The sequence below is a fragment of the Pseudomonas sp. GW821-FHT02A08 genome (assembly GCF_059422045.1).
This window is the reverse complement of the sequence record NZ_JBWKWD010000014.1, coordinates 49,136-62,964: the sequence shown is the minus strand read 5'-3', so window position 1 is coordinate 62,964 and position 13,829 is coordinate 49,136. Positions and strand designations below refer to the sequence as shown.

10 protein-coding genes are annotated in these 13,829 nt (G+C 55.2%); 3 read left to right on the top strand and 7 right to left on the bottom strand.

All coding sequences use genetic code 11. The features are described 5' to 3' along the window. Positions 1-194: 194 nt before the first annotated feature. Positions 195-1,913: a bifunctional isocitrate dehydrogenase kinase/phosphatase gene (gene aceK / locus AC07W4_RS12590; protein ID WP_495032630.1), complete on the bottom strand. Its 1,719-nt coding sequence runs from the start codon at positions 1,911-1,913 to the stop codon at positions 195-197. Between the two features lie 159 nt (positions 1,914-2,072). On the opposite strand from aceK, the gene AC07W4_RS12585 reads away from it, so the two are divergent. Next, on the top strand, positions 2,073-2,981 hold the full coding sequence (locus AC07W4_RS12585) for a DMT family transporter (RefSeq protein WP_495032629.1): 909 nt from the start codon (positions 2,073-2,075) through the stop codon (positions 2,979-2,981). A gap of 160 nt (positions 2,982-3,141) precedes the next feature. On the opposite strand, the gene AC07W4_RS12580 is transcribed toward AC07W4_RS12585, so the two are convergent. Then, positions 3,142-4,005 (bottom strand): DMT family transporter, encoded by an 864-nt coding sequence (locus AC07W4_RS12580; protein ID WP_495032628.1) that lies wholly within the window; start codon positions 4,003-4,005, stop codon positions 3,142-3,144. 1,014 nt (positions 4,006-5,019) lie between these two features. On the opposite strand from AC07W4_RS12580, the gene cysD reads away from it, so the two are divergent. Both cysD and cysN read left to right on the top strand, forming a co-directional pair. Further along, positions 5,020-5,961: a sulfate adenylyltransferase subunit CysD gene (gene cysD / locus AC07W4_RS12575; RefSeq protein WP_495032658.1), complete on the top strand. Its 942-nt coding sequence runs from the start codon at positions 5,020-5,022 to the stop codon at positions 5,959-5,961. Beyond that, complete coding sequence (gene cysN, locus AC07W4_RS12570) at positions 5,961-7,856, top strand: sulfate adenylyltransferase subunit CysN (protein WP_495032627.1); 1,896 nt, start codon at positions 5,961-5,963, stop codon at positions 7,854-7,856. Before cysD ends, cysN begins: the two co-directional genes overlap by 1 nt. 190 nt (positions 7,857-8,046) lie before the next feature. Here cysN and AC07W4_RS12565 read toward each other — a convergent pair whose 3' ends face one another. The 5 genes from AC07W4_RS12565 to AC07W4_RS12545 all read right to left on the bottom strand — a co-directional run bounded on the left by AC07W4_RS12565 (position 8,047) and on the right by AC07W4_RS12545 (position 13,602). Next, positions 8,047-9,381 carry a sulfotransferase family protein gene (locus AC07W4_RS12565; protein ID WP_495032626.1) on the bottom strand — a complete coding sequence of 445 codons (1,335 nt, stop codon included), beginning with the start codon at positions 9,379-9,381 and terminating at the stop codon, positions 8,047-8,049. A 325-nt stretch (positions 9,382-9,706) separates the two neighbouring features. Next, positions 9,707-10,111 carry a hypothetical protein gene (locus AC07W4_RS12560; protein WP_495032625.1) on the bottom strand — a complete coding sequence of 135 codons (405 nt, stop codon included), beginning with the start codon at positions 10,109-10,111 and terminating at the stop codon, positions 9,707-9,709. 164 nt (positions 10,112-10,275) lie between these two features. Continuing rightward, entirely contained in the window at positions 10,276-11,715 is a 1,440-nt protein-coding gene (locus tag AC07W4_RS12555) for a mannose-1-phosphate guanylyltransferase/mannose-6-phosphate isomerase (RefSeq protein ID WP_495032624.1), read from the bottom strand. A 5-nt stretch (positions 11,716-11,720) separates the two neighbouring features. Then, positions 11,721-12,692, bottom strand: a complete 972-nt coding sequence (gmd, locus tag AC07W4_RS12550; RefSeq protein WP_008049152.1) for a GDP-mannose 4,6-dehydratase — start codon at positions 12,690-12,692, stop codon at positions 11,721-11,723. Beyond that, positions 12,685-13,602, bottom strand: coding sequence for a GDP-mannose 4,6-dehydratase (locus tag AC07W4_RS12545; RefSeq protein ID WP_495032623.1), 918 nt, complete (start codon positions 13,600-13,602; stop codon positions 12,685-12,687). Before AC07W4_RS12545 ends, gmd begins: the two co-directional genes overlap by 8 nt. Between the last annotated feature and the right edge of the window lie 227 nt (positions 13,603-13,829).

Genomic DNA, 13,829 nt, shown 5'->3' with positions numbered 1-13,829 from the left:
GCAATTCAGTCGTCTAGTGGCGCAGGGTGGCGATTGTCGCAGATTTGAAGGACGAGCGAGATCCCCCGTAGCAGCTGTCGAGCCTTGGCGAGGCTGCGTTCGGCTGTTCCTGACGCACCGCGATGCCCGGTTTTGCGAGGACTGCTTCCTCGAACGCAGGCTTCGCCAGCTGCTACAAGCTTGTGCGGAGCCGGTTATTCGTTATCCAGCCCCTTGCGGCGATACGGGAACACGTCGATCACTTTGCCGGCGCGAATCGCCTCCTGCAGGCTCTTCCAGTAATCGGCGTTGTACAGCTCACCATGCAACTGATCGAACAACTTGCGCTGCCCCGAATCGGCAAACAGAAACGGCGGAAACTCTTCCGGGAACACGTCCAGTGGCCCGATCGAATACCACGGTTCGGACGCCATTTCATCTTCGGGTGTACGCGGTAGCGGGATGTGACGGAAGTTGGCCTCGGTGAGGAAGCAGATCTCGTCGTAGTCGTAGAACACCACCCGGCCGTGACGGGTCACCCCGAAGTTCTTCAACAGCATGTCGCCAGGAAAGATGTTGGCCGCCGCCAGTTGCTTGATCGCCAGCCCGTAGTCTTCCAGGGCCTCGCGCACCTGCGCCTCGTTGGCGTTTTCCAGGTAGAGGTTCAGCGGGGTCATGCGGCGCTCGGTCCAGCAGTGACGGATCAGCACCGTGTCGCCTTCCACCGACACCGTCGACGGTGCGACTTCCAGCAGTTCCTCCAGGCACGCCGGATCGAACTTGCTCAGGGGGAAACGGAAATCGGCGAACTCCTGGGTATCGGCCATGCGCCCGACCCGGTCGACGCTTTTCACCAGGCGGTATTTTTCGATCACCGTGGCGCGGTCGACGTTTTTCGATGGCGAGAAACGGTCCTTGATGATTTTGAACACGGTGTTGAAACCCGGCAGGGTGAACACGCTCATGACCATGCCGCGCACGCCGGGGGCCATGATGAACTGGTCGTCGGTGTTGGCCAGGTGATTGATCAGCGCCCGGTAGAACTCCGACTTGCCGTGTTTGTAGAAGCCGATCGAGGTGTACAGCTCGGCGATGTGCTTGCCCGGCAGGATACGCCGCAGGAAACCGATGAACTCGGCGGGCACCGGCACATCCACCATGAAATACGAGCGGGTGAACGAGAATATGATCGACACGTCCGCCTCGTCGGTGATCAGCGCATCGATCTGGATGCCGCGACCTTCGAGGTGCAGCAATGGAATTGCCAGCGGCCATTGCTCGTCGGCGGTGTAGATGCGCCCCACCAGGTACGCGCCCTTATTGCGGTACAAGACCGAGGAAAACAGCTCGACGCTCAGCTCCGGGTCCTTGCACACCCAATCCGGCAGGTTCTCGCGCAGTTGCGCTTCGAGGCGCTTCAGGTCACCGGACAGGTCAGCGTAATCTTCGCTGAAACGGTAGTCGGCGAAGATGCTGGCGAGCATCGCCGACAATTGGCCTTGCGGCTTGTAGGTGCGGGTTTGCGCGGCCCGGGCACGGCGCAGGCTCGGCCGGGTGGTGTGGATGAACATGCAGCCGTCGCTGATCAGGTCATGGCTGAACAGCCCGCAGAAGATCGAGTTGTACCAAGTCTCGGACAGTTCATCGTCGAAGCGCAGGTCGATCAGGCTGATATAGGCGCTCTTGACCAGCGGCCAACAGCTGACGTCCAGAGTGTCGGCATCAAACGCGGTGCGCAGTCGCTCCACCGTTTCACCGACTTTCTCTTCGTACAGATTGATCCGCGCCGCCGAGGCCGACTGCGTCTCTTGCCACCGGGCCTGTTCGAAGCGGGCCCGGGCGCCGTCGGTGATCTGGCGAAAATGCTCGCGGTAATCGTCAAAGCCATCGAGGATCAAGCGGGCGATGTCGGCGGCTGGCCATTGCTGCGGCATGGAGAGACCTCTACGGGAATTCGGGAGGCTTGAGCTTAGCCAGTGAACCGGGTGCAGGAGAAGCGTAATTTTCCGGGTGAATTAAATGCCCGGTTTTCGGTTGCCATCGATCACACACTCAGCAACACTTTCGCCCCTCCCCCAAGGAAGGACCGCACTGTGAACCCCGTCGACATATTCCGTTTACTCTCCCTGGCGGCCATTTGGGGGGCCAGTTTTCTGTTCATGCGCATCATCGCCCCGGCGATTGGCAGCATCCCTACCGCTTTTTTCCGTGTATCGATAGCCGCTGCCGGACTGCTGGTGATTCTCGGTTTGATGCGCATCAGTTGGGACTTCAAAGGCAAACTCAAGACCGTGATGCTGCTCGGAGTGATCAACTCCGGGATTCCGGCGACGCTCTATTCGGTGGCCGCGCAGGTGCTACCGGCTGGCTACTCGTCGATATTCAATGCCACGACACCCTTGATGGGCGTGCTGATCGGCGGCCTGTTTTTCCATGAAAGACTCACGGGCGCCAAAGTCGGCGGCGTCTTCCTGGGCCTGTTCGGCGTGGGCGTGTTGACCCGTGCCGGCCCGGTGGCGTTCGACATGCAACTGCTGATGGGTGCCGTCGCCTGCCTGCTCGCGACCACTTGCTACGGATTTGCGGGGTTTCTGGCCCGCCGCTGGCTCGATCAGGCCGGTGGACTCGACAGTCGCCTGTCGGCGCTGGGCAGCATGCTCGGCGCGACGTTGTTCCTGCTGCCGCTGTTCGGCTACAGCGTGATCAGCCAACCACCCGCGACCTGGGGCGGCTGGAGTGTCTGGCTCTCGTTGCTGGGGCTGGGTCTGGGATGCACGGCGTTTGCGTACATTATTTACTTCCGGCTCCTGAGCTCGATTGGTCCGGTGAAATCGATGACTACGACCTTTTTGATCCCGCTGTTCGGCGTGCTGTGGGGGGCACTGTTTCTCGATGAGCCGCTGTCGATGGCGCATATATATGGCGGGCTGCTGATTGCAGTGGCGCTGTGGTTGGTGTTGAAGCCGGCTGCCGTGAAACCGGGCTTGCTGGCTGACCGGTAGAACTGTTGCGTTGCGGATGACGCCTTCGCGGGCAAGCCCACTCCCACAGGGTTTGCGCGGTCCTTGTGGGAGCGGGCTTGCCCGCGAAGGCGGCTGATCAGGCGCCAAAAATCACAAAGGCCCGGAGCATTGCTCCAGGCCTTCTCGGGTTTCCTCGCAATTACGCGGTCTTACGGAAGACGAATACCAGACCGACGATGATCAACAGCATGCCGAACAGGCTCAACATCGCCAGGCGATTGCCGAAGATCAGATAGTCCATCACCGCCGTTACCGCCGGCACCAGGTAAAACAGGCTCGTGACGTTCACCAGATTGCCCCGGGCGATCAAGCGGTACAGCAACAGCGTCGCCAGCACCGACACCACCAGCCCCATCCACAGCACCGGCAGGATGAAACCGCTGCCGTGCTCGAAGTGAAACGGCTGGAAGGGTACGAAAATCCCGCACAACAGCAGTCCGGCCAGATACTGCACCGGTAATGTGCCGAGGGGATTATCGGTGATGCGTTTCTGCATGATCGAACCGAAGGTCATGCTCGCCAGTGCCAGCAGGCCGAAAAGCATCCCGGCCAGCGACATCCCGGCCAGCCCGATACCCTGATAGACCACCATGACCAATCCGGTCAGCCCCATGGCCAGACCGAACATCCGGCTCCAGGAACGCTGGCGCTCCATCAGCACCACGGTGAGGATCGGCTGCACGCCCATGATGGTCGCCATCACTCCGGGCGTGACTTTAAGGTCCAGGGCCAGCAGATAGAAAATCTGATATGCCCCCAACAACACCATGCCGGTGGCCATCGCATACAGCATCGGTTTGCCGCCCTTGGGCAACTTCAGCTTGAGCAACGGCACCAGCAACATCAGGCCGCAAAGGGCGATGACGAACCGAAACATCAGAAAGGCGAAGGGTGACGCGTGGGCCAGCCCCCATTTGGAGAAAATCGCCCCGCTGCTCCACAGCAGAACGAACAGGCTCGTGGACGCCGCCGCGAGCGCGGACTTTTTCGAAAGGACAAACATGAATACCACCTGTAGTCAGGCAAAAAGCCAACTCAGCCGAAGCTGAAATTCAGTCGTTTTTTTTCAGGTTGGCGGGGGGAACGGCAGAAAGCAGCCGATCAGCCCGAAATGCCAACGCCTGGCGGTGAGACCACCGCGCACACTGGCGTGCGACTGACAGGAGGGGGGTAATGACTGACCTGCCCCGGCTGCTGATTCCCGCACGGCACGACGCCAGCGTTGACCGCTGAATCGACTACCGCGTTGATGAGGGATGCAGGCATTGGGCTGATCTTTTTCAGGAGTGGAAAAGCAGGTCATGAACCTGCCGAGGGCTGACTATAACCAGCGCTGCACAAGAATGGCAATGGATTACTGCCCGACACGGCATTGTGGTGCAGGCACATAAACTTTCAATGAACCGATGTCGCAACTTGTGATTTAATGGCGAATCAAATCGAAAAACCTCGATAAAACATAATAATCAGAATCCGAAAAAGCAAAATAAACATTTTGCGACAAGGAAGATATCCAGTGGCAAACCCCGATCTTCTTGGCCTCGATGCCCCGGTTGTATGGGATACGCAGCAGGCCTTCGTCCATCTCAATCAACTCAAACAAGCTGACACCAAGCGCACCGCCGAACGACGCTTGCATGAGCTTGCACTTCTGCCCGATACGCTCAATGCGCAAAACCTGAGCGACGAATCCGGGCGCAGTCCGACACCCTCGGTTCTGGACTGGGAGATTGAAAAGGCCCGGATCAAACGCAAGCTGGTGCTATATGCCCAGTTGCATCGCACGGCTGACGGCACGGACGTCTTGCACGCCAACGACGCCCGAGGTGCGCGCTACTGGTTGCCACTCGGGATCGAACCGCTTGACGCTCAATCCCTTGGCGCTGCACTGCGTCGCCTGCAGGCCCACATCGACAAGAGCATCGTCATCTTCCCCAGTGGTCGCCTGGTCAACGTTTGCAGGCAGGCCACTGCGCCAGAACAGGTTGAGTTTGGGCTGTTGGGGTACCCGGCCATACTGAACACAAGCAGCCAGGTCGGTCCGGTCGATGCGTTGAAAGTGCGCACGCCCCACCTCAGGCATCTTGAGGCAGAAAGCCTGCAAATCATCCGCGAAGCGGTGGCCGAAGCGGAAAACCCCGCGATGCTGTACTCGATGGGCAAGGACAGCGCGGTGATGCTGCATCTGGCGCGCAAAGCCTTTTACCCTTCTGCACCGCCACTGCCTTTGCTGCACGTCGATACGCGCTGGAAATTTCAGGAGATGTACCTCTTCCGCGACCTGATGGCGCAAGAAAGCGGTATGGACCTGCTGGTGCACATCAATCCGGAAGCCATCAGCAAGGACATCAACCCCTTTGATCATGGTTCGGCACTGCACACCGACATCACCAAGACCGAAGGCCTCAAGCAGGCGCTGGACAAATACAAGTTCGACGTGGTGTTCGGCGGCGCACGTCGCGATGAAGAAAAATCCCGGGCCAAGGAACGCATCTTTTCGTTCCGCACCCAGAGCCACCAATGGGACCCGAAACAGCAGCGTCCCGAATTGTGGAACCTCTACAACACGCGCAAAAAACCGGGCGAGAGCATTCGTGTGTTCCCGTTATCCAACTGGACCGAACTCGATATCTGGCAATACATCTACCAGGAAAACATTCCGCTGGTACCCCTGTACTTCGCCAAGGAACGTCCCGTCGTGGTGCGCAACGGCATGACCCTCATGGTCGATGACGCCCGCATGCCCCTGTTGCCCGGCGAGAAAATCGAAGCCAGGAACATTCGCTTCCGCACCCTGGGTTGCTACCCGCTGACCGGCGCAATGGATTCGAATGCCACCACCGTGGCCGACATTTTGCTTGAACTGCTGGACTCCAGTCATTCCGAACGGCAAGGCCGAGCCATCGACAGTGACAACTCCGCCAGCATGGAAAAGAAAAAGAAAGAAGGATACTTCTGATGGCCCCGAAAGCTCTGGCAATCGCCCCGCAATCACCCTCGACCATTGAGGCTTACCTCGAACAGCAACAAGGCCAGGACCTGCTGCGTTTTATCACCTGCGGCAGCGTCGACGACGGCAAAAGCACCCTGATCGGCCGCCTGCTGTGGGACTCCCGGCAACTGACCGACGATCAACTGGCAACCCTGAAGAACGAATCGAAAAAATATGGCACCCAAGGTGCTGACATCGACTTTGCGTTGCTGGTCGACGGCTTGTCGGCGGAGCGTGAACAGGGCATCACGATCGATGTGGCCTACCGGTATTTCGCCACTGCCAAACGCAAATTCATCGTCGCCGATACGCCGGGCCACGAGCAATACACGCGTAACATGGTGACCGGTGCGTCCACTGCCGACGTGGCAATCATCCTGGTGGATGCGCGGCAAGGCGTAATGACCCAGACCCGGCGTCACGCCTACCTGACTTCATTGATGGGTATCCGTCACGTGGCGCTGGCCGTGAACAAGATGGATCTGGTCAACTTTGATCAGGACACCTTCCAGCGTATCGTCGAGACCTTCCAGGCATTCACCCAGACACTGGGCTTTGAGAAGGTCACGGCCATTCCTGTCAGTGCGCTCAAGGGCGACAACATCACCCAGCGCTCGGCTCACACGCCGTGGTACAGCGGCCCAACGTTGATGGGTTACCTGGAAACCGCGCAAATCACCGCACCAGAGGCCGAACGCCTGGTGTTTCCCGTGCAGTGGGTGAATCGGCCGAACGCCTCGTTCCGCGGGTTCAGCGGCTATGTTGGCGAAGGCACGGTCAAAGTCGGCGACGAGATCCGCGTGACCCTCTCCGGTCAAACCGCAACGGTGGCGGAAATTGTCAGCATGGACGGCTCGATGCAACAGGCCGAGCGTGGCGATGCCGTCACCTTGAAGCTCGACCGGGAAATCGATGCATCTCGCGGCGACATCATTTCACTGAGCAAGAACCCGCTGGAAACCACCGACCAGTTTGAAGCAACGCTGGTGTGGATGGACGAAGAAGCCGGGCTGCACGGCCGCAACTACGACATCAAGCTTGCCTCGCAATGGGCCAGCGCCTCCATCACCACCATCAAATACCGGGTGGATATCAACACCCTGGCCCACGACGCCAGCACCCAACTACTGCTGAACGATATCAGCGTGTGTACGCTCGCCATCAGCAAACCAATGGTCTACGACAGCTATCAACACTCGAAGACCCTTGGCAGCTTCATCCTGGTCGATCGCATCAGCAACGTCACGGTTGCCGCCGGCATGATCACCCACAGCCTGCGACGCGCGCAGAACGTGCATAAACAGGCCCTCTCGATCAGCCGCGAAAACCGCGAGAAACTCAACGGCCACAAGGGCAAGGTCATCTGGTTCACCGGCCTGTCCGGTTCGGGCAAATCGACACTGGCCAATGCCCTCGAAGTCGAACTGCACGCCAATGGTTATCGCACCTACCTGCTTGACGGCGACAACGTCCGCCAGGGTCTCAACAAGGATCTGGGATTTACCGACGCGGACCGTGTCGAAAACATCCGCCGAATCGCCGAAGTGGCCAAGCTGATGATGGATGCCGGGCTGGTGGTCATGACCGCATTCATTTCACCGTTCAGGAGAGAGCGGCAGATGGCACGGGAACTGATCGGGGAGGAGAACTTTGTCGAAGTCTACGTCAGCACACCGTTGGAGGTCTGCGAACAGCGGGATGTGAAGGGGTTGTACAAGAAGGCCCGGGCCGGACAGCTGCCGAACTTGTCGGGGGTGGGGAGTCCGTACGAGGCGCCGCTTGCGGCAGAGATTGAAGTGGGCTCAGACGGAATGACAGTTAGAGAAACGATTGCAAAAGTCGTAGAAACTATAAAAAAATGAACGTGCAGCCCATTGTTCAATAGTGATAATCGAGTCAGGGACGGCAGGCAGCCCCCCTGACTCGATCAGTAGTATCCTTCCATGGCACCTACTCCATCTGGTTTAAAAACTCCTTTGGAAACTTGACGCAACTGTCGAGGAAAAGCGCGCAGTAATTTCTATGGGAGGAGTCCCATGAAACCCCCTCTTGTCACGTCGCCACTTCCAGGCTTTCGAACGCACGATCCTCATCTTCGGCAACCGGCAAAACTGATAACTCAATACCGCCGATAATGTCGCCACTTGCTTTACTTTTCAATACCAACGGCATACTGCAAGGCGTACTGGTCAGGCTGGGGAGCACTTCGAGAGTGATTACACTGAAGTCCTTGGACAATACCGCAGGCAATACATTTCCACCTAGCTCGACCAGGACATCATCTAAAATGCCACGAACCTTAAGCCAAAGAGCTGAAGCCCCATTCTCTTGAGTATTGAAAGGTTGCCCTGCATAGATCTCTTTTGGCCCCCAATCAACAACCTCCAGGCTCGCCCGCATCAAATCAGATTTAAGTTGTACACTTTCAGCTTTCAGCCGCTGGTTTTCAGCATATAGGCGGGCTACATTACCCGTGCAAACTTCGATACCCTGCTGACTCCGTGAAAAAATATACTCAGCGTCTTGAGACTTGCACAGACGCAGCGCTCCCAGATCCCCATTGGGCGCAATATCTTTATCTTGCAGTAACTGCTGATAGAGTGAAAAAGCCTTTCTAACATAAGGCTTGGAATCGTTAATGTTGCCTTCGATGGAAATATCCATTGGCTGCTTATGTCTGGACGAGTTCACCTTGACCGAAAATGGGCCCAGGCAATCGACCTGATAGTCTTCACCAACAAATTCGAGACACTCCCTGACGACCTGTTCCGGATTCGCAACAATATCATCATAATAAATTCGCTTTACGACGTCGGCGCCGAAAGCCTTCTCTGCAAGTTGGCATGCAGTCACCAGGCGCGTCCAGGTATTGTAGGCATTTTCCTCTTCATAGTCATTGGCGCCTACACCACTGAAGTTCATCAGAGAGCTCGCCACCAACTTCGGATTGCGCAATACATGTATGAATTTTGCATTGGGAAACATACGCAACAACGAGTACACAAAATGCGCATTTTCTGGTGTCGCATCCAACCAACGCTTCTTGTCGGGGCTGGTGGAAAACTTGACAAACTCGGAAGCGTCCGCCGCATGTTGCGGTTGTGCAGCATTTTCAACAATATTGCTACGGGACTTGAGGATCAAATCATTGCAGGAAACCCCGGCCGCAATACAATAAGACCTGCGCGAGATGTTAGCCGACAAAAGAAACGAACGAGTCAGGCCTTTTGTCCCGAGATCATACTGTGCTGCCGCATCAGTACTCATTTTATAAATATAATGAGTCTCTTCCAAAGGAAAGATATTAGTGTGCTGCCCCAACACCCACCCCATCAAACTTGTTGCGGAGCGATAACTACCGATAACAAATATTGGTTGAACACTCATCTACTACTCCCGACCCCCTGAAAACAGGGAAATTTTAAACTTACAAACAGCAATTGCGATATCACCATGTAAAATCCGTCAACATCTCGAAGTCACTAAACCAGTGGAAATCCAATGCGCCTTACAGCATCTTATGGCATTTCCATGGCGACCTCTTCGTGGCATCGCAATAGCCAAAACCGCATTTTTCTTATCTATCTTTTGCGCTAATCACCAAAAAAGTGCTCATGCAAAATATAAAGCCCAGTAGCTGCGCCGATTACTTTCATAAAGGCGCAGCCCCTAAACTAAAACATAAAACTTACCAAGTGATCAAACCGCAAAACTAGCACTTCTTACCTGCAACAACAAACTCATCCACAATTGAATTATCTTTCTTCAATTTAGCAATCAACTTAAACCCAGGAGTCGCCCAATTGCCAGTTTTGGCTTCACCTGTCACGCCACCTTCAACGAAGAGTTTCGGCTCTCCGGTTATTGGTTCAATCCAAATTTGTATGAATGCGTTTTTTTGCTCGACACCTAGCTTATTGGCATCCCACTCGACATTGACAACAGAGCCAGAACAGCTCAGTTCGACAGAAGAATCACGAGTCACTTTGATGATACCAAAGTTCTGACCCGCTTTTATTTCGGCCCTGGCGACCTCTGTCTTTTTCGGGACATTATCCCCGCCGCATGCAACCAAAGCCAACGTCAGGACTGAGAGTACAAAAACTTTAGCGCGCACAAATCACCTCTTAAATTGATTAAAATAATTTCAATAAAACTTACTATTGCGAGTACTTCCAGAATTTTTTACCCGGTTTTGCACTTCCCACGAGAACCGAGAAATCATCCGGGTTGGTGTTGACGGATTCATTGCCATAGGAGCAGTCAAGAATCCATCCACCATTACTGAACCCGTCCGTATTGGTCTTCGAAACGCACAATATCGTCTTCACCCAGGTATTCACCGCTTTGCACTTCGATCATCATCAGATCAATAACGCCAGGGTTTTCCAGGCGATGTTGGTGCCCCGCAGGAATAAAAGTCGACTCATTGGTATTGATCAATCGAGTTTCGTCGCCATTGACTACCTTGGCCATGCCCTGCACTACGATCCAGTGCTCACTGCGGTGGTGATGCATTTGCAGTGACAGTGCTGCGCCAGGCTTAACCACAATGCGCTTGATCTTGAAGCGCGGCCCCTCCTCGAGCACGGTATAAGTACCCCAGGGACGAGACACTGTACGATGCAGGCGATAAGCCTGATGGTTCTGCAACTTCAGACGCTTGGCAACCTGTCTTACCTCTTGCACCCGATCAGCATGTGCAACGAGCACGGCGTCAGCAGTCTCCACCACGATCAGATTGTCTACACCGACAGTTGCAACCAGGCGCCCCTGGCTCTGCACAAAAGTGTTGCGACTATCGATAAAGATTGCATCGCATTGAGCACGGTTTTGCTCTGCGTCAGACTCCACCAGATCGCGAAGTGCCGTCCAGGAGCCAATGTCGTTCCAGTCGAATATCCCTGGAACCACCGCCACCTTGGCTGAACGCTCCATCAACGCATAGTCGATGGAAATATCAGGCATGGCCGCAAAACTTTGCGCGTGCAACTCGTGCATTTGCGAATTGGCTCCGGTCGAACGCGGGCTTTGCGCGACACAAGCACGGGCCAGCTCGAGCAACTCAGGCGCATGCTCTTGCAATTGGCTGATCAGGCCCCCGGTAGTGAAGCAGAACATCCCCGAGTTCCAGAGAAAACAACCACTATCAAGATACTCTTGCGCAGTGACCTGATCAGGCTTCTCGACGAAACGCAGTACTCGACAACCACCACTTTCATCGAGGCCTTCTCCAGCCTCGATGTAACCAAAGCCGGTTTCTGGTGCGCTAGGACGAATTCCGTAGGTGACCAGATAGCCTTGTCGAGCCAACGCTACGGCTTGCTCGGTAGCAACCTTGAACCCGGGTAAATCATGGATCAGGTGATCGGCGGCCATTACCACCATCACCGCATCGTCACCCTGCTCTTCAGCCAGTACCAAAGCAGCCACGGCAAGTGCCGATGCGGTATTGCGACCTTGAGGCTCCAGCAGAAAACGCGCCTGGTGATGGCCAAGCTTGGTACTGGCGAAATGATCACGGCTCTCGAAATAGTGTTCACGGTTGGTCACCGTAACTATCTCACCACCCTCGGCAATCAAACTGGCGGCGCGCAGGTAGGTTTTCTCGAGCAGCGTCTGGCCACCCGGTAAACGCATAAAGGGTTTCGGATGATCCTCGCGCGACACGGGCCACAAACGGGTGCCGGCGCCACCGGAAAGAATGACGGGGATAATCATGGGACTTACTCCCTACCAACGCGGCGCAGGTCAGCTTCAACCATCATCTGGATCAAAGTATTCAAACTGGTTTTTGGTGCCCAGCCAAGTTTCTGCTCGGCCTTGCCTGGATTGCCCAACAACACTTCAACCTCGGCAGGGCGGAAAAATTGCGGATCAATGACAACATAATCCTGATAGTTCAAACCAACATGCTCGAAGGCCAGTTTGCACATATCACGTACTGTGGTGGTTACACCGGTGGCTACCACGTAATCGTCGGCTTGTTCTTGTTGCAACATCAACCACATGGCTTCGACGTAATCACCGGCAAAGCCCCAGTCACGCTTAGCGTCGATATTGCCCAGTCGCAGTTCTTTCTGCTTGCCCAGCGAGATCCGCGCGACAGCATCAGTAACCTTTCGGGTGACAAATTCAATGCCGCGCAGCGGCGACTCATGGTTGAACAGGATCCCGCTGGACGCGTGCAGGCCGAAGCTTTCACGATAGTTAACGGTAATCCAGTGGCCATAAAGCTTGGCCACGCCATAGGGGCTACGCGGATAGAACGGAGTATTCTCGTCCTGGCGTTCGGCCTGAATCAAACCAAACATCTCGCTGGTCGATGCCTGGTAAAAACGCGTCTGCGGTGAAAACTGGCGAATGGCCTCAAGCAAATGCGTAACGCCCAGACCATCTACAACAGCCGTTGTTACCGGCTGGTCCCAAGAGCTACCGACAAAGCTCTGAGCGCCAAGGTTATAGATTTCGTCTGGCTTGGATTTGATTACGGCACGCTGAATCGAACAGGCGTCGGCCAGATCGCCTTCGTGATAACGAATCTGATCCTCAACGCCCAGTTCACGCAACCGCCAGCGCGTATCGCTACTACGTCTTGCCACGAGACCGTGAACCTCGTAACCCTTTTCTAGCAACATCTTGGCCAGGTAAGCGCCGTCCTGTCCGGTAACACCAGTAATCAATGCAGATTTAGACATTTTTAAGTTCTCTTGCTTCCCATTCAGAGAGCACACTCTGAAGAGTTTTCGTGATTGACACTCCAGGCTTCCACCCAGTTTCTTTTTGTAATTTGTTTGAACAGCCAACTACTCTGCGCTGTTCAGACAAACGCAATCGACTTGCATCCTGTACCAGTTCAACCTCAACTTCGGTCAAACCAGCCATTTGCATGATCAGATCGCGCACTCGCCACTCCACTCCCGAGCAGACGTTGTAAATTTCACCGTTACGTCCATGTTCCAACAACCCCAGATAGGCCTGTAGCACATCACGAACATCGAGAAAGTCACGGGTTACATCAACATCACCGACCTCCAATTGGGCCGGCTGCAAGCCTTGGCGCACACGAATCAGTTGGCGTGCCATACTTGGAATAACGAAAGATTCACTCTGCCCCGGACCGATATGGTTAAACGGACGGGCAATAACAATTCGCCAAGGTTCGCTATAACTCCACTGCTGGCAAAGCAGTTCGGCAGCTACCTTGCTCACAGCATAGGGATTACGCGGGCGTGGTGCCAGGCACTCACTGATCGGCAGATTCTTTTCCTCGACCTGACCATAAACGTCACCCGAGCTCACATATAAAAACGTGCCGCAAAAGCCGCGGCGCTTGAGCGCTTGCAGCAAGTTCAACGTACCCAGCAAATTAATCTGCAGTGTCCGCTGCGGATCACGAAAAGCCTCAGGAACGAAGGTCTGTCCGGCCAGGTGAACGACAGCATCGGGACACTCTTCCTGCAGCCAGGCATCCAGAGAAGCACTATCCAGCAGATTATAAGGCTTAGGTGCAAGTACCTGCCACGATCCAGCTTCAGTTGTCGCTAACAGCGCTTGGAGATGCCCGCCGACAAAGCCGGTCAAACCTGTAACAAGAAGTTTTTTCATGTTGGAATTTTCAATTTTAGTGACCTCATGCGCTTTGAACGGGGCACAATGCGGGCCCCGCATGATAGAGCACTACGGACAAGACAGCGATTGCTCGCAAACCATCAATATCTGACCGATAGACATCACTTATAGAGTTTAAACTACGCATAAATCCCTACCCAATGCCAACAAACCAAACAACAGCTCGTCCTTCCAATAAACCTGCACTTCACTACAGGCCACCT

What these genes read in the sequence shown, in the direction of transcription:
- aceK (WP_495032630.1), bottom strand. Translation starts at nt 1,913, where the DNA reads ATGCCGCAGCAATGGCCAGCCGCCGACATCGCCCGCTTGATCCTCGAT.
- AC07W4_RS12580 (WP_495032628.1), bottom strand. Translation starts at nt 4,005, where the DNA reads ATGTTTGTCCTTTCGAAAAAGTCCGCGCTCGCGGCGGCGTCCACGAGC.
- cysN (WP_495032627.1), top strand. Translation starts at nt 5,961, where the DNA reads ATGGCCCCGAAAGCTCTGGCAATCGCCCCGCAATCACCCTCGACCATT.
- AC07W4_RS12565 (WP_495032626.1), bottom strand. Translation starts at nt 9,381, where the DNA reads ATGAGTGTTCAACCAATATTTGTTATCGGTAGTTATCGCTCCGCAACA.
- AC07W4_RS12555 (WP_495032624.1), bottom strand. Translation starts at nt 11,715, where the DNA reads ATGATTATCCCCGTCATTCTTTCCGGTGGCGCCGGCACCCGTTTGTGG.
- gmd (WP_008049152.1), bottom strand. Translation starts at nt 12,692, where the DNA reads ATGTCTAAATCTGCATTGATTACTGGTGTTACCGGACAGGACGGCGCT.
- AC07W4_RS12545 (WP_495032623.1), bottom strand. Translation starts at nt 13,602, where the DNA reads ATGAAAAAACTTCTTGTTACAGGTTTGACCGGCTTTGTCGGCGGGCAT.